The sequence below is a fragment of the Sediminibacter sp. Hel_I_10 genome, assembly GCF_000688335.1.
Classification (GTDB): Bacteria; Bacteroidota; Bacteroidia; order Flavobacteriales; family Flavobacteriaceae; genus Psychroserpens.
In genome coordinates this window covers 3678138-3703592 of sequence record NZ_JHZX01000001.1, presented here as the reverse complement: position 1 = coordinate 3703592, position 25455 = coordinate 3678138, and the positions used below count along the sequence as shown (strand labels likewise).

The following is a 25455-nucleotide window of genomic DNA, read 5'->3' as shown; positions in this document are numbered from 1 at the left end:
TTTTTAGAGTACTAAAGGAGATTGCGAGATATTAAATGAAAAAAAATAGTCTCTTATTAGCCTTCCTTTTTATTGTGGCTAGCTCAAGCTATGCACAAGAGGAAGCCTCATATTGGTATTTCGGCCAAAATGCGGGCTTACGGTTCAATGCCGCTACAGGCGGTGTTACAGCCATTACCGATGGACAGATTAACACCTTAGAAGGCTGCACATCTATTTCTGATACCAACGGTGATCTTTTGTTTTATTCGGATGGACGTACCATTTGGAACGCACAACATCAACCCATGCCTAATGCCAATTATTTTGCTGGCACTGGACTTCTGGGAGATCCTTCAAGTACCTCGTCAGGTCTAATTGTACCAAAACCTCAGGATCCTACAAAATTCTATCTCTTTACGGTTGATGAACCTCATCACGATAATGCCAATGTCTATCCCAATCAGTTTACAGGAATATACGCTGAAGGAGCAACAGTCCCTAGCGGAGATGACGGCTTCAATAACGGCCTCAACTATTCTTTAATAGATATCAATTTAGAAGATGGACTCGGCGATGTGGACCCTTTAGAAAAAAACATCCCACTTATTAGCTATGATATTAACGATCCTGAAGCTATAAAATACAAGTGTTCAGAAAAAATTACTGCTGTAAAAGCAGATGATTGCTCTTCATTTTGGGTCATTACGCACTTTGTAGATACTTACTACGCTTATAAAGTAGATATTAACGGGGTAAACACAGAACCTCAAATATCGGTTGTGGGTCCAGAAGTCCCTATTTCTGGATACCGCAGAAATGCCTTGGGCTATATCAAGGCGTCCCCTGACGGTACAAAATTAGCAGTGGCACATTTGGGCTTTAGCACACAACAGGGAACCGATGCGCCAGGAGGAGTTTATCTTATGGACTTTGACAATAATACTGGTACGGTTTCTAATTCTTTAGAACTCTACAGTCCGAGTATGGGAGATAGCCCTTATGGCGTAGAATTTTCCGCAGAAAACAAGAAAGTATATGCAACAGTAGATGGTGGTGCCAATGGAACTGGACCAAGCAGTGTACTGCAATGGAATTTAGAAAGTTCAGATATCCCTGGATCTATGGCCATCATCCATCAATCTAATGTGTTTTACGGTGGTGCACTTCAATTGGGGTTGGACAAACGCATTTACCGGGCGCAAGTCGATCTTTCTAGCCCATTTGTTACCGGGCGCTATCTTGGGGTGATTAATAATCCTGAAGCAGATGGCACCAGCGCCAATTATGACGCAACAGGTATATTATTAGACATTAGTGGGGGCTTGCAAAATACCACTCGTCTTGGACTACCGCCTTTCATTCAATCCCTTTTTAATAGCCAGATAGACATCATTCAAAATGGTATTAGTACCACAGAATTAAAACTTTGCGAAGGTGATAGTTACACCTTAATTGCAGAAGATGTCCCCGGCGGAACCTATGCATGGACCAAAGACGGCGTAGCGCTTACTGAAACGACGTTTGAACTTTTCGTAGATCAACCAGGCTTCTATGAAGTTTATATTGAACCCAACAATGGCGAATGTCCCATAGAAGGGCAAGCGGTTGTTGGTGTTTTTGAAATCCCCACGGCAAGTCCTCCTACAAATATGCTGGCCTGTGACAATGCCACAACCTCCACATTTGATCTGAGCTCCCAAGACGCTGCTATTTTAAACGGACAAAATGCTTCGGAATACACCGTTAAGTATTTTACTGAGCTTGACGAAGCAGAAAACGGCACCAATGAAATTACAACTGATTTTTCTAATACAGAGAATCCGCAGACCATTTACGCAAGAGTTGAAAACACCAATAGCCCCAACTGTTTTGACATTACCTCATTTGAAATAAGCGTTGTAGAACTTCCAACCATAGATCCATTACAAGAACGCACCATCTGTGATAATAGTCTAGATGGAAACACCTCAGACGGTATTGGCCTATTTGATTTGAGCGAGATAATTCCCGAAATTCTAAACACTCAAGAGCAGTTGGCATATACGGTGAGCTTTCATCCTAATCAGCAAGATGCGGAAGATAATCAACAACAACTAACTCTGCCGTATTATAATGTAACGCCTTATACGGAAACCATTGTGCTTAGAATTGAAAGTAACGGCAATACCAATTGCTTTCTAACCCGAGAGCTTACACTCAATGTGAACGATGTGCCAACAGCCAATGCCATCACCATCATTCAATGTGATGAAGATGGCATCCCCGAAGGTTTTACAACCTATGATCTAAATGATGTCATCAATGCTATTACCAATGGTGAAGATGACAGATCGGTCATATTCTACGAATCCGTATCCGATTTAGAAAACAACGAAAATGCTCTTGAAAGTAACCTCTTCGATAATTACCTTACCCCTCAAACACTTTATGTCTTAGTTACCAATACGCAAACTGGTTGTGCCAACATTGCAGAAATTACTCTAGAAATTAGTACAACGGCATCTAGCGACACCAGTTTAGAAGCCTGTGATGATGATGGCATTGAGGACGGTATTTATAATTTCGATTTAGAAGATGCTAGAGCATCGATTTTATTAGGCTTGTCTCCAGACTTAGAGGTCTCCTATTACCAAACTTATGATGAGGCGCTTTCTGAAAACAATCCCATTGCCAACAATTTCACCAACACCATTCCCTATGCACAAACCGTATACGCTCGGGTTGAAAACGCTAACGCCTGTTTTGGAATTAGTGAGATTGATCTTACTGTATTTGAATTGCCAAACATCATCACTGAAGAAGAAGTCTTTTATTGTTTAAACACCTTCCCAGAGACCATCACATTAGATAGCGGATTTATAGATGACATCCCCAACAACTATTATTACAATTGGTCTACCGGTGAAGACACAATTGAGATTGAGGTCAATACCCCTGGTGTTTATACCGTAAGGGTGACCTCAACCGATGGCTGTTTTAAAGACAGAACCATCACCGTATCTCCTTCAAATACCGCCACCTTTGTAGAGATAAACATTACAGATGCCACATCAAATAACAGCATTTCGGTACTGGTTTCTGGTGAAGGTACGTATCAGTATGCCTTAGATGATCCTAATGGACCGTACCAAGATAGTCCCATATTTGACAATGTGCCTTTCGGCTTACATACGGTTTATGTTCAGGATATAAAAAATGATTGCGGCATAATTGAAGAGCAAGTATCTGTTATTGGGTTTCCAAAGTTCTTTACGCCCAATGGCGACACCTTTAACCCATATTGGCAAGTCAAGGGCATTTCAGAATTATTCCAACCACAGTCACAAATTTTAATTTATGACCGTCATGGCAAGCTAATCACAGAATTAGATCCTTTGGGGCCTGGTTGGGATGGCACCTACAATGGCTTTAATATGCCTTCTAGTGACTATTGGTTCATGGTTAATTTAGAAGACGGTCGTACCTTTACAGGGCATTTTGCATTAAAACGCTAACCAAATCAATGATATCACACCAACGCATCCGTTCCAAATCTTTAGTATTCATTATTTTATATTTTTTATGTATGGCTTGGAGCTACGGCCAAGAACCAAACGACTGTCAAAATTCTGTGACCGTTTGTGGAAACTCTAGCTTTAGTTTAGATGTCAATGGCATCGGCACTCAAGAATTAAACAACTCCAACACCTGCCAAAGTCAAGAAAACAATAGCATTTGGCTAAAAATCAATATTGCTGCTTCTGGTACTTTAGGTTTTATATTAACACCCGCAAGCACCAATATTAATGAAGATTATGATTTCTTTGTCTTTGGTCCCAACGTCAGCTGCGGCAATATTGGGCAAGCCATTAGATGTTCCACCACAAATCCAGCAGCAGCCAACCAAGGCAATAACTTAACGGGATTGAATGCTACATCTACAGATCCAACTAATGGTCCTGGGGCAGATGGAGATAGCTTTGTAAGTCAATTGAATGTATTGGCTGGAGAAAGCTATTTTATAGTGATTGATAGACCAATTGGTAATAGTCCTTTTTCTTTAGAATGGACGGGAACCGCATCATTCCCAGACAATCCATCAAACCCTTTGATCACTCAACCAGAATCCACAAGCTTACCAGACCTCAACCTATGTGATAATGTGGCACCTTTTGACGATAATAGCACTCAAGTAGATCTTACCTCCTTAACCCAGGATATTGTTAATGGGGAATCTGATGTCACCGTAAGTTATCATGCGTCTGAAAGTGATGCCAACATCAATACCAATCCGTTAGGAACCATATTCAATACCAGTTCTGCATCACAAGACGTGTATATTAGAATTGAAAACACAACCACGGGCTGCTTTATCTTAAATGACTTCAGTATCCTCGTTGGGGCACTTACCAACTTTAACGAGCCAACGCTTTTTGAGGTCTGTGATGACTTGTCAGACGGTGATGCCAACAATGGCCAAAGCACCTTTGACTTTAGCACCAAAACTCAGGAAATCATCTCTGCCATCCCAGACATCAATTATGATATCTCTTACTTTTTAAGCCCAGCAGACGCGCAATCCAACTCTGGCGCACTGCCTTTAAACTATACCAATACCACCCCTACGCCTTTGGAGATTACTGTGCGTATTCAAGATAATGATAGTGGCTGTATTGGTTATACGGCCTTCGAGATTAATGTGCTTGACAACCCGACGGCCAATGACCTTTCCATTGTTCAGTGTGATGAAGACGGCATTCCCGAAGGATACACCACCTATGATCTTAACGACGTGATTGCAGATATTACTGATGGTGAAGATAACCGATCGGTGCGCTTTTACGAATCATTCGAGGATTTACAAAATAACGAGGACGTCATTGTAGATCATATATTTGAAAACTATATGAATCCGCAAACAGTCTTCGCTCTGGTAACCAATACTGCAACAGGATGCGTCAACACCGCCGAAATTACACTAGAAACCAGCTCTACCGCATCTAATGACACGTTTTTACAAGCTTGTGATGATGATGGTACCGAAGATGGCCTATACACGTTCAACCTTGAAGATGCAGAAAACGTAATCTTGTCTGGACTTCCTACCAATTTAGACATTGCCTATTACGAAACCTATGACGAGGCACTTACTGAAGACAATCCAATAGCCACCAATTTCACCAATACCATTACTTATGAGCAAACGGTGTATGCACGTGTAGAAAATGCCAATGCCTGTTATGGCATCAGCCGTATTGAGCTCACGGTGTTTCAACTGCCCAACATCATCACCCAAGAAGAAGTATTCTACTGTTTAAATACCTTTCCAGAGACCATCACATTAGGTAGCGGATTTATAGACGACATTCCCAACAATTATTATTACAATTGGTCCACCGGTGAAGATACGATTGAGATTGAAATCAACGAACCCGGAACCTACTCTGTAAGGGTAACCTCAACCGACGGTTGTTTTAAAGATAGAACCATCACCGTATCCCCTTCAAATACGGCCTCATTTGTGGATATTGACATCACCGATGCGACATCTAATAATACCATCTCTGTAATCGTCTCCGGTGAAGGCTCATATCAGTATGCGTTAGATAACCCTCAAGGCCCCTATCAAGACAGTCCGGTGTTTGACAATGCACCATTTGGTCTGCATACGGTGTATGTAAAAGATATTAAGAACGATTGTGGGATTGTAGAACAGGATATTTCCGTCATTGGCTTTCCGAAGTATTTTACGCCTAACGGCGATCAATTTCATCCGTATTGGCAAGTGCAGGGCATTTCAGAAGACTTTCAACCCGAAACCGAAATATTAATTTTTGACCGTACCGGAAAACTACTAGCAACGCTAAATCCACTTGGTAGTGGCTGGGATGGCAACTATAAAGGCAACCCCATGCCTACTAGTGATTATTGGTTTAAGGTGAATTTACAGGACGGTAGAACTCTTAACGGACATTTTACATTAAAGCGGTAATGATTTTTTTATGTAACTTATCCTCCCAATCAAGCACCCAATCATGAGGATGACCAAACTGTCCTTTCTTTTACTCTTAATAATAACCACCTACGTTCATGGTCAAGACATTGAACTGTACCAACAGTTTAACGGACGCTATGATTATACGGCTATTGGAAATACGTTGAACACCCTCGAAAATGGGCCTTCAACCAATTGTGTCATTTTTACCTCATCTTCCGCAGATCTTAATTTAAATCCAGGTGAAAACATTGTGGCCGCTTACCTCTATTGGGCAGGTTCTGGTCCAGGGGATTTTGACGTGCTATTAAATGGTGTACCCATTTCCGCAGAGCGCACCTTTAGTGATGCATTGGATGACGACCGCATCTTTTTTGCTGCCTTTGCCGATGTTACCCCTATTATTCAAGACGAAGGGAGCACCAATTATACCCTTTCAGAATTTGACCTAACCTCCATCATAAGTCCCTACTGCCCATCAGGCACCAACTTTGCAGGATGGGCCATCACGATCATTTACGAAAATGATGCCTTACCGCTCAATCAATTAAACGTTTATGATGGCCTACAGAGTGTCCCAACCAACTTGACCATCACCTTAGATAATTTAAACGTTTTAGACAATCAAGATGCCAAAATAGGCTTTATCGCTTGGGAAGGGGATTCTTCTCTTGCGGTTAATGAACAACTGTCTATTAACGGAAACGCCATAAGCAATCCACCGCTCAACCCTATAAACAACGCCTTTAATGGCACCAATAGCTTTACAGGGGCTAATGATTTGTACAATATGGATATCGACGTCTATAGCATTCAAAATAACATCGATATTGGCGATACCTCAGCGACCATCAGCTTGACGTCTGGTCAGGATTTTGTAATGATCAATAACATCATTACCGTTTTAAACAGCCAATTGCCAGATGCCACCATCACTATGGCGGATACTTTTGTCAATTGTGGAGACGATAGCATTAATGTAGATTATACGGTGTATAATTCCAACAGTACAGACCCGCTTCCTGCCAATACGCCCATCGCTTTTTACATCAATGGCGATTTAGTGGCACAAGCGTTCACTCAAAATAGTATTGCTATTAATGCTTCGGAAAATGGCTCGGTGTCGATTCTTCTACCAATAGATGTTGGAGATAGTATTACCTTAACTGCTGTGGTAGATGATGATGGTACTGGTGCAGGGGTTGTGGTTGAAAATAATGAAACTAACAATACCGATGCCCAAGTACTTCAACTTCTTGTGGCGCCATCATTACAAACCCTAGAGGGCGGAACAGCTTGTAATGAAGGCCTAGGTTCTGGAACCTTTGATTTAATAGCACTGTTAGACGCGCAAATTACCGTAAGTACAGACGTCTTGTTCTACGAAAGCCTTGCCGACCTAGAAAGCGCATCCTTTGATATTATAGATCCTAGCAATTACCTATCGCAGAGCAATCCGCAAACGGTGTATGCAAGAGTCGCTAATGAACCCTGTTATGACAGTTATGCGTTTGAATTGTCTGTAGAAAATTGTCCGCCCATTGTACCTCAGGGGTTTTCGCCTAATAGTGATGGCACCAACGATTGGTTCAACATCCAAGGGCTTTATGATGTGTTTGAAGCGCATGAACTTAAAATCTATAACCGCTACGGCACCCTCATCTTTGAAGGTGATAATAGTAAACGTTGGGAAGGTCTGGTTAATCGCGGACTCGATAACCACGGAAATTTAGTACCCGTAGGCACCTATTTTTATTTGCTTCAGCTAAACGATCCTAACTACAAAGCGCAGTTTGGTTGGGTGTACGTCAATTATTGATCGCCACATTCAAAACAACGGGTCAATGCTTCAGGAAAGCCCTTGTCTTCAGAACCTTTTAGAGGTTCATGCACCAGCCCTTGACGGTCTATTTCTTCTTTATATGCTTTGGCATAATCTACCAAATCCTCACGACGTTGCTTGAGCTTTTTAGTAATCGCTTCGGCATCTAACTTGGTAATTTGATCTGGCCACACTTTAAATGCATTGGCAATCACCTCATCCGTCAATAACTGTTGTAGTGCTTTCGCTTCCGAAGTAAAAAGCGCCATATCGGTATCAATTAAAAAGTAGCGGTCAAAGGGATAGACCAAGCCTTCCATAAAATCAATATCCTCATCATAAGGCCGCAGTCGAGGCACGAGGTAACGGCTACTCAGTATTTTGGGCAACACCCCATCATTACTAAAAAAGGCGTTATCACGATCTGCTGCAATGGGTCTAGCGATTTTTCGGTCACCTAGATCTTGTACCACCCAACCCCATTGTTTGGCATGTCGGTCCCAATCGCCTATCAAGAAGTCAAAGAGTCGGGCACGGATTACCGCACGCTTATCAACCGTCAACGCAGCTCCTAGTTCTTGTTTATGCTCTTGAAGATTATCGGTGTCTGCAATATCAAAGACATTGTCCAGATCGGTCCAATTATTAGGTCCCTTAGGCTCATACTCCAACAAAAACAACCGATCGCCAAAAGCATCGTTATACGTAGTTAAGCCAGGTTGTTTAGGTAAGAACACCACTTTAGGTCGGGTATGTAAAACATCTACAGCATCGGCCAAGGCTGCCGTTAAAATGGCTCCGTAAGGATGTTGCGCAGAAATTCCATCTACAATAACGTTCTCTAGTTTAAGGGTACGTGCAATCTCTGGAATTAATGGTGTGGGATCTTTATTGATGCTCCGCAACGTATACTCGGTACCAATGGAATCTTCTAGCTTTAGGGAATGGGTTTGGTGCCCTCCTCCCTCTTTTACAATGGTGACACCGCCATAAAGCGTATCTAAATACAACACCGGCACTACGGTTGGCGTTGCCCATGCATCTCGGTAATTATTGCCTTGCATAAAGCGCTTTACCAAACTGGCATCATAAATCGTACTGGCAGCCACCAACACGGAATCGTAAGTTTTAAAATCAACACCCTCTGCTGTCTTAGGTTCATAGAGCTGGCACTGCCCAAAGGTCTCATCGACGCCAGAGACCGACCAATACACCAGGCCAATAAACAATAATACAAATGCAAGAAGGAGTTTTAGAATTCGTTTCAAGGACAATACGATTAAAGTTCAATTAAAGGTATTACAAATTGCATAGGCGGTAAAGCCTAATCACAATTTTCTTTAACCATATAACGCTTAAACCGTCAAATGCTGAACAATCTTTCGAACGGGCAGAACGCCCTTTGTATGAGAAATACTTGGTCCTGCTACCCAAACCGTTTTATAGGTCGCTTGGGTGGCCGCCTTTTCTGTAGCTTTCATGCCTATGGAGAACCGAATCATCTTCACCCATTTCTTTAAGGTCTTGTTCTTATTAAGAATCCCTTCTATCCATGTCGCCTTGGTCCCAATTTTCTGAACGTATGGTGTATTGATGACAGAACAAGGGGTTCCAGAAATACGTTCGGTCATCACAATGTCATCGGCACCATAATCTACACAGGCCTGCTTGTACTCATCGGTGACTTCGGCTTCTTCGGAAGCAATAAACGGACTCCCCACGGAAACGCCTTCGGCACCATAGCCTAACATTTCATCCACATCGGCTTTACACCCCACACCTCCTGCAGAAATGACAGGGATAGACAAATGAGCGTTCAATTCTTTAATCAAATCTTCGGGGGATATATTCCCACGGTGACCACCCGCTTCGTTATTGACGGCAATGGCCGCATCGGCGCCTAGATCGTCCACTTTTTTCGCAAAGCGAAGGTCGGTGACATCACAAAACACCTTAATGCCTGCCGCGTGGGCACGCTTAATGGTTTCCTCAGGGCTTCCTAAAGAAGTGATGATAAAATCGCAACCTTCTTCACAAAGCACGGTGAGTTGGTCATCATATTTGATATTCGATTTATTGACAATCAAGTTAAACCCATAAGAGCCTCCGGGCACTTTATTAGCCTTGAGCTGTTGTGCCGCTGCTCTTAATTCTTCCAAAGTTCTATAATTAAGGGCGGGGATGCAACCTGCAATACCGCTATGCATCGCCTCGGTGACCATGGCCACATTAGACACCAAAAACATCGGTGCCATGATAATAGGATGGGTTATGCCAAGAAGTTGGGTTAATTTAGTGCTCATGCTTGTTCATTTAGTAAAAGTAAAGATACCATTTTTTATTATGCACGCATAAGGAAATCGTAACATCTCAACCCCAAACGTCCCTTATAAAAATTGGTAATACCCGCACTTTAAATAAGCCCCTTCTGCAAAACCGATAGGGTGATCAACATCATGCTGCGTTTTTTGCAGCACATCATACACACGGCCTGTGGCGGTAAGCACCTGGTCATTGATATCATAAAAAGCCTGTGCCGGGACTCTAGAGGAACAAGAAGCCAGTACCAATAATCCTTTTTTAGCGGTGAGTTGGGCACCAAGGTCTGCCAATTGTGCGTATTTCTTTTTGGCAAGCACCACTTCACTTTGTTGTTTGGCAAAACTAGGTGGATCAATCACCACCACGTCAAAGGTTTGTTCTTCGGAAATGAGCTGCGCCATGAGTTTAAAAGCATCACCAGCCAAAGTGTGATGTGCACCGGTATGCGCATTTAAAGTGCCGTTATATTTGGCAATCTCTAAGGCATGATGGCTTATGTCTACACTGGTCACTTCGGTAGCGCCATTGGCAAGAGCATGTACCGAGAATCCGCCCGCATAAGAAAACACATCGAGTACGGTCTTGCCTTTGCTGAGCAGTCCTACCTGCCTCCTATTCTCTCTATGGTCTAAAAAGTATCCCGTTTTATGGCCCTTGATCACGTTGGCCGAAAACTGCACCCCATGTTCCACAAAAGGCACTACCTCATGCTTTAAACTGCCATAGATCACGGCCCCATCTTCAAGCCCATGAGATTGGGACTGTTGTAGCCCACGACTCAAACGCATAACGACGGTCTCTACTTGAGAGACTTCAACCAAGCGTTCTAAAATCGTGTTTAAATAAGGGAGCCATATTTCAGAATAGAGTTTTACCACCAAGACCTTGTCATACACATCGGCAATAAGAGATGGAAAATCATCATTCTCACCAAAGAGTAATCGGTAACTGTTGGTATCGGTTTGCAATAACGGAAGCCGTTTTTGATAGGCCTGTTGCACTTTCCGAAGAAAGAAATCTGCGTCAATGCTTACAGGGTCTGAGGAACTGTAGATCATCTTGATGCGTATGGGCGAATCGGCATCATAAAGCCCAATCCCGATCATGGCATTTTTACGCTTTGCAAAAATAATGGCCAGATCACCAGTTTTAGCATCTGCATTAATCTTAACAATACTGTCTGAAAACACCCAAGGATGTCCCTGTTGTACGTAGTTTTCGCCTTTATAGGTGAGCTTAACAGCCAAACGCTTAGGTTTTGCTGGGGCTGAAATGCTTGTGGGAAGTGTAAAAGTCATGTGCAAAGGTGCCGATTTCTTATCAAACAGACGTCGCTGTTTCTATAGGCACTGCAAACATAAAAACAAAAAGCGTGACCGTTGGACATGGATCACGCTTTTTCAATCAACAAGAGATTAAAACATTATGAAGGGTTTGCCTCTTGTTTTTTAATGGCCAAGGCATAGATCACTAAACCAAAACCAATTTTATTAATGGCATCTGCAATGTTATACACCACATCTACACTACCAGAACCTATTAACGCTGTGTACCATCCTTCGGTACCCAACATGTAGCCTAATGGGTAAATGGCCCATCCTACCAATACAAACCAGCAAAGTAGTTTGTGAGAACGTAAAACGTCATCACCAGCGGCTTCAGCCAATTTCTTAGCACTTCCAAACCAGATTTCATAAACGATGTAGAAATACGCTGCACCAGAGATACCGCCCCAAAGAGCTGCAGCATCCATAAACACGGCTTCACCAAAGTAGCCTGTTACCAGCATAATAACCGATGCAAAGATCAATTTCCACATTAACGATTGTTTCGCGCCAGCGATTTTCAAGATTAAGTAGAACTCTACACACATTAATGGCACAGTCAGCAACCAGTCTACATATCTAAAAAAGGTAGGTGACTCGGCGTTGGCAAACCAGTAATCCCGCATGTAAAAATAGTGTACTGCTGCAATAAAAGTAATCAAACCAGACACTAAAATGGAGGTACGCCACTTACGGTCAAATTGACTTAAAGAAAGAAAAAAGAATGCCGAAGCAGCCATCATGGCCATACTTCCTACGAAAAAAGTAAACCCGACGTAATCTGTTGGATCCAATTTACTGGATACATCCGCAAATAGTAACATGTTTTTCATAATAGTTGAATTTAATTGGTAATTTTGTTTAGTTATTTTTTTATAAAGTTAAACAAAACTATTGATAATTCAATACTGAAAATGAGTTATTTTTACAACAACACTAAATCATGAGCATAAAATTTAGAAATATATCAATAATAGCGAGTTTCGTCTGTTTATGGCTATCGGCTTACCTCACGGCAGAGCTCGAACTATTATTGGGATTTTTTCTCATTCTCTCCTTCGGATTACTGCATGGCGCTAATGATATTGTGTTGTTTGATAAGGTCTCTAAATTTCAGTCAAAACTGCCCTACTTGCTCATTCTCGGCATTTATGTCTCTATAGTACTGCTTATCTTAATGCTCTTCCACTGGCTCCCTATGGTGGCGCTGGGTCTTTTTGTGTTGTGTAGTGCCTATCATTTTGGAGAACAGCACTGGACGCACAAGGTCATTGACACAGGCGCAACCATCAAGAACTTCTTTTATGTAGGCTACGGCCTCTTTATCATAAGTCTGCTTTTGCTTTTAAACAGTACTGAAGTGATGGGTATTGTAGAAGAAATTATTCAACAACCACTACCCGCTTCGGCGCTGAGCATGCTGTTTTACGCCGTAAGCGGTGTTTTTATAGCACTGAGTGCTTACCTCTTAATCACCGACCCAGACTTTAGGGACGGCGCCATCCTAGAACTGGTGTATCTTTTGGTGTTTGCTGTGATCTTTAAGGTCTCGTCCCTCATCTGGGGCTTTGCCATTTATTTTATCTTTTGGCATAGCCTGCCCTCCTTATATGACCAAGTGACCTTTATGTACCAGGGGTTTTATAAAGCCACGGTGCTGGCCTACGTTAAGAAAGCGCTGCCCTATTGGCTGATTTCTATTGTAGGCTTGCTCGGGCTGTACTATCTCTTCAAGGACCTTACCATATTCAACGCCTTATTCTTTTCCTTTTTAGCTGCGGTAACTTTGCCACATTCGTTATTGATTCATACGATGTTTCAGCGAAAGGACGGTTCTGTTAAGGAGCAGTGATCTAAAGAATCACTAAGCAAAACACAACAGACAAACCACAACCAATACCAAACACGAACCATCATCGCAACACAATTCCGACAACGTCGGAAAAGCGCTCGTCAGTATAAAGAACCATTTCCGTTAAGAATCGCTGAAACCTTGGAAGCGATTTAGGAAATGGGTCTTGGTTTCAATGGCGCAGTAAAGCCATTGAAAATACCTTCGAGCGTAAAAGCCTTTTTTGGTTCTTTTTTGGGCTCAAAAAAGAACATACAAATTAAGATTGCCCCACTCACCCCTCACTCGCAATGACTAACAGTTTAGCCCTTAAAGCATCACTAAGCAAAAACACAGCAGACAAACCACAACCAATACCAAACACGAACCATCATCGCAACAGCATTCCGACAACGTCGGAAAAGCGCTCGTCAGTATAAAAAATCATTTCCTTCAAAAATCGCTGAAGCCTTGGAAGCGATTTAGGAAATGGGGCTTGGTTTCAATGGCGCAGTAAAGCCATTGAAAATACCTTCGAGAGCAAAAGCCTTTTTTGGTTCTTTTTTTGGCATAAAAAAGAACATACAAATTAAGATTGCCCCCCACTTACCCCTCACTCGCAATGACTAACAGTTTAGCCCATAAAACATCACTAAGCAAAAACACAGCAGACAAACCACAACCTACATCAAACAAGAACCATCGTCGCAACAGCATTCCGACAACGTCGGAAAAGCGCTCGTCAGTATAAAAAATCATTTCCGTTAAAAATCGCTGAAGCCTTGGAAGCGATTTAGGAAATGGTTTTTGGTTTCAATGGCGCAGAAAAGCCATTGAAAATACCTTCGAGCGTAAAAGCCTTTTTTGGTTCTTTTTTGGGCACAAAAAAGAACATACAAATTAAGATTGCCCCCACTCACCCCTCAATCGCAATAACAAACAACACTTTACCACAAAAAAATCCCGCAACGATTTCAAGTTGCGGGATGATTTATAAGTGTTCTAAAAAAAGACTCTTAGTCCATATTTGGCTGAGGCGTTACTCTCAAATACGGTTTCACCTCCGTATGTCCTTTCGGAAACAACTTAGGAATATCGGCATCGGCCACTGAAGGCACAATCACACAATCTTCACCAGATTTCCAATTGGCAGGGGTTGCCACTTTATGGTAGGCCGTTAATTGTAAGGAATCTATGATTCTTAAGAGCTCATCAAAGTTTCTCCCAGTAGATGCAGGATAAGTAATGGTGAGCTTGATCTTTTTATCTGGACCAATCACAAATACCGATCTTACCGTATGTTGGCTGTCTGCATTGGGATGAATCATGTCATACAACTTAGACACCTTTTTATCTTCATCGGCAATGATGGGGAAATTCACCGTGGTATGTTGGGTTTCGTTAATGTCTTTTATCCAGCCTTTATGAGATTCTAGACCATCGACACTGAGGGCGATGACCTTGACGTTTCTTTTGTCGAATTCGGGTTTGTATCTGGCCACAGTACCCAGTTCGGTGGTGCACACGGGTGTATAGTCTGCTGGGTGCGAAAAGAGTATGCCCCATCCCTCTCCTAACCAATCGTGAAAATTGATCTCACCTTCTGTGGTTTGTGCTGTAAAGTTTGGCGCTTCGTCGCCTAATCTTAATGTACTCATAGCTTCGTTTGTTTTAAATTATAGAGTGTGCAATGGCACTTGCTGGCAGGTTACCCATAGGTGCTGATCACAATGGTATCGCCATTTCTATCAAGTGGATTGCTTTTGTTTTGTTGTGCTTACAAGATACTCAATTATCGGCGCTTGGGTGGTGCTGTTAACAGTCTTTAGTATTGGTTTTATGATTTTTTTTTGAAAAACATTAGATTTAGGGAACAATACTCCTCTAGCACTAGACCCGATGAAATTCTATTGATGAATCGCTTTCATAAGCCTGTTGAAGCTATAAAAATCGTTAGTGATTTGAAAAGGGTCATAGCCATGGGTATATAGTCATCAGCTGAATCAAATTGTGAGATAAGCTAAAACCTATGATGTTTTAAAGGAAGAGGGAAACTTTGTCTGTCCTAATTCAAAAATATAGCAACTACGAGGCGCTCGCCATCCGTTTCATGGTATCTAGAAAAGCTTGCTTAAAAGTATCGTCTTTAGCGTATAAACGATAAAGGTCCAATTCTTGTTTACGCTGCTTTGACATGACCTCATCCAATATTTTTTTAAAGGCTAAATCCTTGTTTTGTTGATCTGAGTTCTCGGCAACCTTAGATTGAAAATCAGGATGTGCTTGAATAGATTTTGTAAGATTAATAAATTTCACTCTTTGATCCTCTGGAGTAGCTTCCCAACCCTGAAACCAACGTTCATTAAAACTATTGATAATTAAATCTAAAGGATCTTGTTCTTCTTCGGATCCATGGGCTCCTCTTGGATTCGGGTTTTGAGGGGTTACTTCACTCTCTGTATCATCTAAACCAATACTTTGATTCAATTTTACACGTTCTAGACCATACGTCGATAAGTCTACCGACTCCAGTAGTTCATCCAAACCATCAATAGCATCTGGTTTTACGGTTAATTTTGGTATTAAGAATTTTAAAAACCAAAAAAGTTTTTCCCAATTCACAATTTCGTAAGGCATTATGGAAGCCATTTGGCCATAAATTTTGACAAACTGTTTGGCTTTAATTTTAAAGTCTGCTTTATCATCGTCTTCTAATTCTAGTTCATTTATAAAACGCTCTGCTGCTCTTTCTATGATGGGGCTCAATACTTGCGCATTCACCTTGTTGAAAAATAGTTCGTTAAAATGTTCTACTTCACTCCATTCATAAACGCCAACATAATCTAGTATGGTTTTTAACTCATGCAATACGTTTACATCTGTTGCTTCACTTAAAGAAGTTGCTGTGTAAAATGGATCAAATGAACTCTTTATGTCGTCTGTTGAGTTGAAAAAATCCAACACAAAAACATCTTCGGTCTTCTTACCTAATTTTGTTGCTGCTCTGTTTAATCGCGATAATGCTTGCACTGCCAATACGCCCTGCAATTTTTTATCTACATACATTGCACACAATTTCGGCTGGTCAAAGCCTGTTAAGTATTTATTAGCGACCACTAAAATTCTATAATCGTCTTCATCAAACTTATGCCGCGTGTCCTTTTCGGCAAAACCATTCATCTCGGCTTCAGTATACTCAATCCCATCTACTTTTTTTGTTCCCGAAAATGCAATGGCAATTTTAAAGGGATTGCCTTTATCTTTTAAAATACGTAGCAAGGATTGATAATAGCGAATAGCAGATTCAATACTTTGGGTTATAACCATTGCTTTTCCTTTTCCTTTGAGCTTCTTTTGATTTACTATTTTTGGAATAAAATGGTCGAGTATAATCTCTGCTTTTGTGTTGATAGTTTGCTGATGTTGCTCTACATAAGACCGTAATTTTTTCTGGGCCTTTGTTGAATCAAATAATGGATTTTCCTCTATAGATTTCTCTATTTCGTAATAACTCTTTAATGTAGTGTAGTTAGCCAACACATCTAAAATGAAACCCTCTTCAATCGCTTGTTTCATGGAGTATAAATGAAACGGTTTGAATTTACCTTCATTATCTTTTACTCCAAACTTTTCTAATGTAATTGGTTTTGGTGTGGCTGTAAATGCCAAATAACTAGCGTTACCACGCATTTTACGTGATTGCATGGCCTGAACTATTTTATCCTGTGCATCAGTTTCCTCTTCCTCATAAATTTGCTGTCCCATAGCTCTATTCATATTATCATGAGCAGAACCACTTTGACTACTGTGGGCTTCGTCAATAATAACTGCGAAACGCTTTTCACTTAGATCTGCAATCCCGTCGATAATAAACGGAAACTTCTGTATGGTAGTAATAATTATCTTTTTACCTTGTTCTAAGCTATCCCTTAATTCTTTAGAGGAATATGCTGGTGCTATGATGTTTTTTACCTCGGAAAAATCGGCAATGTTATCACGTATTTGTTTGTCTAACAATCGTCTATCAGTCACCACAATGACCGAATCGAACAAAGGCTGTTCTATCCCTTTACTACCAGGCACCGTATCGTTATCTGGATACGTTTCTATAAGTTGATAAGCAGCCCAAGTAATAGAATTAGATTTTCCTGAACCTGCAGAATGTTGAATCAAGTACGTTTGTCCTACGCCTTTTTTACCGGCGTCTTCAATAATTTTGCGTACCACATCCATTTGATGGTAACGCGGAAAAAATAAGGTTTTGGATTGTAGCGGGTCTTTCTTTTTGCCATCTAAACGCACAAAATGCTGAATGATATTTGCCAGACTTTCTCTGGTAAATACCTCATGCCATAAATAATTGGTGCGATGACCCATTTCACCTTTAGGTATTTCTGGATTGCCTTTCCCGTGTTTGTTTCCTTTGTTAAATGGCAAGAAAAAGGTGTTTTTTCCATCTAACTTGGTGGTCATAAACGCTTCGTCTGTGTCTACCGCAAAGTGCACTACGCAACGTGCAAATTGTAATAAAGGTTGTTTGGTATCGCGTTGGGTTTTGTATTGATGTTGTCCATGAACCCTTGCATTTTGTCCAGTCCAATGGTTTTTAAGTTCCATAGTGACTATGGGTAACCCATTAATAAACAATACCAAGTCTATTTCTTCTCTTGGGTTGTCTAAGCTATACCGCAATTGCCGCGTCTCACTAAAACGGTTTTGCTCAAAATGCTCTTTAACTTGCTTGCTGCTGCTCGCTAATGGTGATTCATAAAATAATACAAAATGCGCATCATCTACCTCCAATCCTTTTTTGAGCAGATGCAACACCCCATATTTTTTGATCATGCGATCTAAGCGATTTAGGATTTTTAATTTCCAGTCCCTTTGTTTTTTAAGCTTTTCTAGCGCTTCTTTTTGCGTACTTTCTAAAAAATTCCAAAAAAACTGTTCATCAATTGCAAAATGCGCATTGAAGTTTGAAGGTTGTCCAATATAATAGCCTTTACCTGTTCTGTATACCTCAGCGTCTTCGTTAACAGCATTAACTGAAAGGCCTTGGTTTTTGAGTTCTTCCAAACACGTACCAGTTAATGTTTTTTCTATCGCTGCCTCTAAGGCTTGTTCGTTGGTTTGGCTATACATTTAAGAATATTTTGTTGTGAGAATTTCTGCGATTGCATTTGTTTCTCTCATGTTTCTTCCTGTAGTTTGAACCCATAATGCATAACTTCTTGATGAATTGGTTAAGACTATTTCTAGGGTACCATCTTTATAGATTTTTCTAATGAATTTTTTACCGCCCCAATTTGTACCTCGCATTTCAACAACATAAGGGCTTAATTTCAGTTTATCTGCAAATGCCCGTAACTCGTCTTTACCATGATGGTCAGAAAAATGGATTTTTTTCTCACCGGGTTCTATATCTGTTTCTATAATTTCGACAACTCCTAATTTTTCAACAAACTCGGATATTACAGGTTGTTCAAACGACTCTCTTCTGGAGACGTTAAAGACATTTTGAACTAAACCTCCATCTTCATCACTTTCAATAATAATTGGAAGTGTTACTTCATCCCATAAAAACATAGAAGACAGACTGATACTTAATGTTTCGTAAAGATAAGCTGCAGCTAGACCGACCGTTTCTGTTTTTGGAACAGAAGGGTCAATGGATTCAAAATAATAATTAGAAGTTATATAATGTTCTTCCACTTCTTCATCCTCCTCATTGATGAAAGGACGGATTATCATACCATAAATAAAATTTCTATATAATTCTGGAACTTCCTTTTTGTGTAACCAATCGTAGAGCGAATAGTCATCGGCTAATTTTATGTTATTTGTATCATGATATGACCGAATATTTCTAAAATTTCTTTTTCGCGCTTCACCAACGGTTCGTGCAAAAAGTTCCATTTTCTTATTGGCCTCATAAATATCTCCAGAAAGCGGTTCGACACTTAACTCATTAAACAGCATCTCCATGAATTATAGTAATTTAGATAGCTGATTACTCCATTCATCCAGCAAATTATCTGGATATTCACTTAAAGTACCATGTTTGTCTATCTGAATGTCGGTCACCTTTGTATATTGTTCACTCGCATCAACAACCTTGTCATAATAGAATATCGCAATTTTATCTTTTGAAATATCAGCTTCTTTGACTGCAACCCTGATTCCATTGAGCACATGGTCACTATGGGTTTCAATAATTATTTGTACATCGTTCATAGCTGTTTTTGCAATAAGTCTTCCCAACTCCGCTTGTCCACGCGGATGTATATGAGATTCAGGGTTTTCAATGATGATTAATTGATTGGGTCTTGCTGTTAATAAGGCGGTAACCACTGGTAAGCCATAAGTAATACCAAAACCCACATTTTCTGGTTTGTAACGATTGGTGTTGCCGTAATTGGGTTGTTTGTAAACATATTCTAAAAGCACATATTCCGAAGAAATAGAAGTTGTTCTGATATTGATTCCTGGAGAGATTTCTCCCATCCATAAATTGACTTGATTGATGAGTGTGTTGTTGATGATATCCTTGCCTGTGGTCAAGTCTTTTGTGGTAGAATCTTTATGCAATAAATTCGAAAATATTATGTCGTCATTACCGTGAGTTTCGATATAATGCGCTGTAAATTCCCCATTAATACCCAGATTATTATCTGTTACTACATTTGTATAACTTTTAGAATATATGGATTTCGGAGCGTCTCTATTGGCGTTCAGGTATTGAAAATTATTGTTGAATAATGATTGTGTCTTTATACCTTCTAAACCTCCATCGCTATAACCATCTTTTATGTCCTTATTTTGAAAAACATCTGCATCAATTTTATAGTTGAAATTCATCGTATGGAAGTTGGCATTTTTAAACTTAATACCTATAGAAAGACCATCATCTTTTTTTGAATATTGATAAAGAGCATCCTTGGTTGTTCCGATTTTAACGTATTTTCCATTGAGCCTTAAGGTACCATATTGCAATTGATCAGACTGGCGAAGTGCAAGTAAAGCTTGAATAAATGATGATTTACCCATTCCATTGAGTCCCAACTCAAGGTTCAAATTCTTTAATTTGAAACATTTGTCTTTTATGGATTTAAAGTTTTTAAATCTAGCTGCTCTATCATTTTAATTATGAATTACGTGTTGTATCAATTCTTCAATTGTGCTATGCCGCTTTATAACTCTATTCCTATCTCCTGTTGAACTTGATAACGAAGTAAAAAATTCAGGGTCATGAGCCAGTTTCTGCTTTAATTCTTTTTTGAATACTCTTCCTTTTGCTTTTAACAATGCGCGTTCTTCATCCGATAACAAAGCAAACTGAGTTGCTATCGCATCAAACAAAGCTTTATTGATAGGTGGCAAACGTGGTTTATCGGTATAAATTTTTCTAAATGCTTCGTTCTTAAAAATGGTATGTGCAAGTTTCATTGACTTACTAAAATCATTTTTTATAGTTTGAAGTTCATTTTCAGTTAAATCATTTATACTCGCCATCGCCTTACTCATAAACGTATCTAAATCTGGCGTATAACTTTTATAGTCATACAGGTAAAAACCTAAAAACCGATTGGCAAAATCCCTATCCAGCATACGGTGGGTTTTAATTTTCCAATTGGTGGCGTTAAGAAACTCTTGATTCTTACCTAATTCAGCGATAAACGTGGCTGGTCGTCCCTGAAAAAGGGCATGTCTAATTTCTTGAGGCTCCAGCACCAATCCACCAGTATTGATACGCTTAAAGATATTGAACTTCACATCGGTAGGCGTCCCAGGCATAATTTTATAAATTACCACCTGCGATTCCTCAATGATACGCTGCAGATCATGGCTCAAATCGTCATAGGTTTTTCCGTTTAAATGGGTCAGGAACTCAAGGTTAGTTAATTTCAATTGCTTCTTTGGATCCTTAACCACGCAGAAATTACGGATACTGCTCAATCGCTGTAACCCGTCAACCACCAACCATTTGTTGTCGTCCGATGCATCAAAGAAAAATGCTGGCAGCGGAAACCTAATCAGTATCGATTCAATCAACCTACTTTGTTTTTCAATATCCCACAAATCGTCTTGACGCTGAAAGTAATTTTCAGTATTCATCTCAATGCTCTTGTGCTGTATACGTTTAATGAGCGTGTCAAGAGATGGTGTTTTAGTCTCGATGTTAATCTTAGTTGGATCAAAGGGTTTCTCCATCAATCCCAAAGATGCATCAATTTCTTCTACCTCTACAACCTCTTCATCTAGTTCTGGGTCTGTGTGTATCATATTATCTGACATATCTAATATCCTTTTTACAAATCTACAATATTAACGTGTTCTTTTAACACACCCTAACCTTACCAGTCACCACCCCATTTATTAAACTACTCTTAAACTCTTTCAACTTTTCTATTTCCTGCTGTTTTAAGCCAATAGCAGTTTCTATTTTTTTACAACTATTTTCTATATATCCTGAAATTTCTTTTTGTTCATTTTGACTACAGACAGGAATCTGTAAGTTAAAAAAAGCTTCCATATCAATACTTTCGACTGTTGCTGCTTGTTGCCTAACTTCTACTAATATCCTGTCATTATTTCCTTTAATAATTTTTTGAAAATATTCTGATAAAATTACATCATTGAAAATTAAACATTTAATATCTTGATTAATTGCCATATCTTTTTTTAGTATTGAAAGAGGAAATGTATGCTGAAGAATTCCTGACCTTGTAACAAAAATAAGAGCTCCTTTTGGTGCTACTTTTGAAGAAGAATGTGTTAGTCCTTTTTGAGATATTTCTCTAGCAGTTTTAAAAAGATAATCTTTCTTAACATCAACAGATGAAACCCAGGAAATACCTCCGTCCCAATAATCTAATTTATCTGTAGAGGGTGTTCCTCCACTAAATGACTTATTTAATAAATGCTTTATTCGCTTCACCTTCCAATGCTCAGGAATCTCACCAATCCACTCCACGCCAGAGTCTTTAAAGTTAACACTTTCATCTAAACCACGCGTGACTGCTTTGTGTATGAGAATTTGTTTACGTTCTTTAAGCAAGCTTATTTGATGCTCTTTGATGGCAATAGCCTTGTCTATTTTGGTGGTTCTATCGTCTAAAAATTGGGCTATTTTTGTTTGTTCTGGAAGTGGTGGAATTATAGCTCTAAAATTCAAAATTTTATTTTCAGATATTGTGTAAATCGTACTTCCTATTTTTTCGGTTTCTAATTGATGCTGAAAAACTCTAGAGACCAATTGATAGTAAAAAAAGTCTTTATCAATCTTGACGTTTTTCAAAATCAGAATTTGAGGGTTTATTGTTGCTTTCTCATTTAACTCTCTTACATAAGCAATTTTTCCAATTGATGCAGTTTTCACAATCAACAAATCTCCTTCTTCAACAATTATTTCGGGTGATTCGTAATATTTCTGCCAAGACAAATAACTAACTTTATCCCAAATCATATTAGATTCTCCCATATTGGAAGGACTTATTGTTACTGCTCCTTCACCTTTACTAACTAAATCATTAACTGTGTATCCTCTAAAACCAATTCTTCCATGAACAGTTAAAAAAGATTTAAGTTTTTGTAAACCCCAATTCAAAGGAATTTCACCCAACCATTCTACTCCAGAATCTTTATACTTCTCGTAACGTTGTACTTTATTTTCTACTTCTACCATTACACCAAGTTTAAAATTTCAGAAATTAAACCATCGCTTAGTTTTTCTAAGTCTCTAATATCTTTAATTACGTCTTCTATGTTACGCAATGGTGTATGCTTGTAAAAGTATTTGTTAAAACTAATCTCATACCCAATTTTAGTAGCGTCTAGGTTTATCCACGCTTCTGGTACGTGTGTTTGTACTTCGCGTTTAAAGTAGCTGTGTATGTTGTCTTTCAATGGTACGTTTTCGGTGTCGCGTAGATCACTTTCGGTTTCGTAGGTTGTGTACTCTCCTTTTTTAGAAGTCGCATAATACCCAAAGTCTGCTAAATCTTTTTCTTCGCAATCTAAATGCGTTAAGAGTTTGTTTAATTTATCACCAGATAGTTTTTCTACTTTTTTAATGACTTTTTCAGCCTCAGCATCGTACCAACTTACGGCGTTTAAAATGGCTTTTTTATCGCTTGCAGAAATATTTAGTTTTTGCTTTTTAATTTCAGTATCAACTAGTTTTTTAAACTCGTTAAAATCGGTATATTCGTCTTCACCAATGGCTTTTAACAACAACGTGCCTGTTTTTACTAAGTTAAAATGCTTTTGCCATGTTGCTGGCTTGGTCAGTTTTGTTTTATTAGCAGATGATAAATTTAACTCGTTTTTTTCGCACCATTCTAGCAATTCTTTTCCGTGTTCTTTGGTTTTGCTGTATATACTTCCCCCAAACGTTTCAAACGCATATTGCATCGGTTCTTGCAATACTCTGTCGTAACGTAAGGTTTCTATTCGTTGTGCCGTAAATTGTGCTTTTAAGCGTTTTGGTCTTTCTATAGTGGTTTTGAAATATCCAAAATCTTCATTGTCAAAAACCTGAGCAGAAATACCTTGCTCGCCTTCACGTTCTGCAACGCTCATGTTGGTATAGGTATTTACAATTATGCTAATGTGCTTTGTTGAGAACTCGCAATTTTTGTTTCCTAAGTTTTTACGCAGTTTTCTATACAATTGTCCTGCATCAATCAATTGTACTTTGCCTTTACGGTTAGCCGCTTTATGGTTACTTAAAATCCAGATATACGTGGTAATCCCAGTATTATAAAACAGGTTGTTTGGTAATTGCACAATCGCTTCTAGCCAATCGTTTTCTATAATGTGTCTGCGGATGTTGCTTTCGCCACCTCCTGCATCTCCTGTAAATAGGCTACTTCCGTTATGTACCGAAGCAATGCGTGTTCCTGTGGGACTTTGGGATAAGGCTTTCATTTTATCTACCATTTCCATTAAAAACAGTAATTGCCCGTCTGAAGATCTTGGAATGGCATCTGCTTCTTCTTCGACATTCCAATAATTTTTTAGACTGATTTGAAAACGAGGATCAATCACATCTTTGCCATCCTTGATATATTTTTGCTCACTAGACCATGATTTTCCGTACGGTGGATTGGATAGCATAAAATCGAACGACTTGCCTGCAAACTCGTCTGTAGACAATGTAGAACCAACTCTTATGTTTTCAGGGTTATTACCTTTAATCATCATATCACTTTTACAAATGGCGTAGGTTTCGTCGTTTATTTCTTTTCCGTATAAATAGACATCACCCATCGCTTTAATAGCACCTTCTTCGTCTTTTATAAAGTTCTGGCTTTCGGTAAGCATCCCTCCAGAACCACAAGCAGGATCATAAATAGTCATTACTGGTGGTAAATTGTCTTTTATGGGATCGAAGATAATGTGGGTCATTAAATCAATCACTTCACGCGGTGTGAAGTGCTCTCCAGCTTCTTCGTTATTTTCTTCGTTGAATTTTCTAATGAGTTCTTCAAACACATAACCCATTCCTAAATTAGAAAGCGCTGGTAATTTTCTACCTTCTGGATCTTCTTTCTCAAAAGGTGTTAAATTAATGTATGACGATGTAAATTTTTCCAACACATCTAACAACACATCTTTGGTTGCCATGTGACGTACCTGACTACGTAATTTAAATTTCTCAATAATTTCCTTCACATTAGGACTGAAACCGTTTAGATAATCTTCAAAATTAGCCTGTAAAATTTGTTGGCTGTTGGTTGCGGTATCTTTTAATTTTTGAAGTGTCCACGTGCTTACATTATAAAACACATAACCCGAAGCATCACGAAGTCCAGATTCATCCCATTCTGTGAACTTGGCTTCGTCACGTTGAAAGGCCAGTTCTTCTAAAACTGCGTCTTTTGTTGGTTCTAACAACGCGTCTAAACGACGTAATACGATCATTGGCAAAATAACATCACGGTATTTTCCTCGTACGTAAACGTCTCGAAGACAGTCGTCTGCTATAGACCAAATGAAGGATACTAATTTATTGTGTGATGATTTGTTCATTATAAAAAAGAATGTTTTTTGATGGATGGATTAAGCGCATTTAGGATGTAATCTATTCTAAAAATTAAGTCAGTTGGAATTTTAAAAGCGCTATTTATTCGAAAGGGAGTTTAAAGATAGAAAAACCATACCTAAAACCTAATAAAAAACGATAACCGTAAAAATA

At 39.4% G+C, this 25455-nt stretch carries 15 protein-coding genes; 4 read left to right on the top strand and 11 right to left on the bottom strand.

Going from position 1 to position 25455, the window contains the following annotated elements:
* Nucleotides 1-35 precede the first annotated feature (35 nt).
* The 3 genes from P176_RS0116715 to P176_RS0116705 are packed head-to-tail and all read left to right on the top strand — an operon-like array spanning nt 36 to nt 7775.
* Nucleotides 36-3476, top strand: a complete 3441-nt coding sequence (locus tag P176_RS0116715) for a T9SS type B sorting domain-containing protein (RefSeq protein WP_026755773.1) — start codon at nt 36-38, stop codon at nt 3474-3476.
* An 8-nt stretch (nt 3477-3484) separates the two neighbouring features.
* Nucleotides 3485-5953 carry a T9SS type B sorting domain-containing protein gene (locus P176_RS0116710; protein ID WP_026755772.1) on the top strand — a complete coding sequence of 823 codons (2469 nt, stop codon included), beginning with the start codon at nt 3485-3487 and terminating at the stop codon, nt 5951-5953.
* A 43-nt stretch (nt 5954-5996) separates the two neighbouring features.
* Nucleotides 5997-7775 (top strand): gliding motility-associated C-terminal domain-containing protein, encoded by a 1779-nt coding sequence (locus tag P176_RS0116705; RefSeq protein WP_037349012.1) that lies wholly within the window; start codon nt 5997-5999, stop codon nt 7773-7775.
* On the opposite strand, the gene P176_RS0116700 is transcribed toward P176_RS0116705, so the two are convergent.
* From P176_RS0116700 to P176_RS0116685, 4 genes are all read right to left on the bottom strand, one after another.
* The gene (locus P176_RS0116700) at nt 7769-9046 is read right to left on the bottom strand and encodes a hypothetical protein (RefSeq protein WP_026755770.1); all 1278 of its coding nucleotides are present in this window, start codon (nt 9044-9046) and stop codon (nt 7769-7771) included. The two genes, P176_RS0116705 and P176_RS0116700, sit on opposite strands and share 7 nt — an antisense overlap.
* An 87-nt stretch (nt 9047-9133) precedes the next feature.
* Nucleotides 9134-10081 (bottom strand): nitronate monooxygenase family protein, encoded by a 948-nt coding sequence (locus P176_RS0116695; RefSeq protein WP_026755769.1) that lies wholly within the window; start codon nt 10079-10081, stop codon nt 9134-9136.
* A gap of 84 nt (nt 10082-10165) precedes the next feature.
* Nucleotides 10166-11398: a class I SAM-dependent rRNA methyltransferase gene (locus P176_RS0116690; protein ID WP_026755768.1), complete on the bottom strand. Its 1233-nt coding sequence runs from the start codon at nt 11396-11398 to the stop codon at nt 10166-10168.
* 125 nt (nt 11399-11523) lie between these two features.
* Entirely contained in the window at nt 11524-12258 is a 735-nt protein-coding gene (locus tag P176_RS0116685; protein WP_026755767.1) for a bacteriorhodopsin-like, read from the bottom strand.
* A 110-nt stretch (nt 12259-12368) separates the two neighbouring features.
* Between P176_RS0116685 and P176_RS0116680 the strand changes: the two genes are divergently transcribed.
* Nucleotides 12369-13277, top strand: coding sequence for a Brp/Blh family beta-carotene 15,15'-dioxygenase (locus P176_RS0116680; protein ID WP_037349011.1), 909 nt, complete (start codon nt 12369-12371; stop codon nt 13275-13277).
* A 995-nt stretch (nt 13278-14272) separates the two neighbouring features.
* Here the strand turns inward: P176_RS0116680 and P176_RS0116660 are convergent.
* The 7 genes from P176_RS0116660 to P176_RS0116630 all read right to left on the bottom strand — a co-directional run bounded on the left by P176_RS0116660 (nt 14273) and on the right by P176_RS0116630 (nt 25289).
* Nucleotides 14273-14914, bottom strand: a complete 642-nt coding sequence (locus tag P176_RS0116660) for a peroxiredoxin (protein ID WP_026755765.1) — start codon at nt 14912-14914, stop codon at nt 14273-14275.
* Between the two features lie 427 nt (nt 14915-15341).
* Entirely contained in the window at nt 15342-18398 is a 3057-nt protein-coding gene (locus tag P176_RS0116655) for a type I restriction endonuclease subunit R (RefSeq protein ID WP_026755764.1), read from the bottom strand.
* Nucleotides 18399-19241, bottom strand: coding sequence for a hypothetical protein (locus tag P176_RS0116650; protein WP_026755763.1), 843 nt, complete (start codon nt 19239-19241; stop codon nt 18399-18401).
* 3 nt (nt 19242-19244) lie between these two features.
* Nucleotides 19245-20330 (bottom strand): DUF3696 domain-containing protein, encoded by a 1086-nt coding sequence (locus tag P176_RS19715; RefSeq protein WP_231481283.1) that lies wholly within the window; start codon nt 20328-20330, stop codon nt 19245-19247.
* A 66-nt stretch (nt 20331-20396) separates the two neighbouring features.
* Nucleotides 20397-21551: a DUF262 domain-containing protein gene (locus tag P176_RS0116640; RefSeq protein WP_037349009.1), complete on the bottom strand. Its 1155-nt coding sequence runs from the start codon at nt 21549-21551 to the stop codon at nt 20397-20399.
* Between the two features lie 43 nt (nt 21552-21594).
* Nucleotides 21595-22941, bottom strand: coding sequence for a restriction endonuclease subunit S (locus P176_RS0116635; protein ID WP_026755761.1), 1347 nt, complete (start codon nt 22939-22941; stop codon nt 21595-21597).
* Nucleotides 22941-25289: a class I SAM-dependent DNA methyltransferase gene (locus P176_RS0116630; RefSeq protein ID WP_026755760.1), complete on the bottom strand. Its 2349-nt coding sequence runs from the start codon at nt 25287-25289 to the stop codon at nt 22941-22943. Before P176_RS0116630 ends, P176_RS0116635 begins: the two co-directional genes overlap by 1 nt.
* Between the last annotated feature and the right edge of the window lie 166 nt (nt 25290-25455).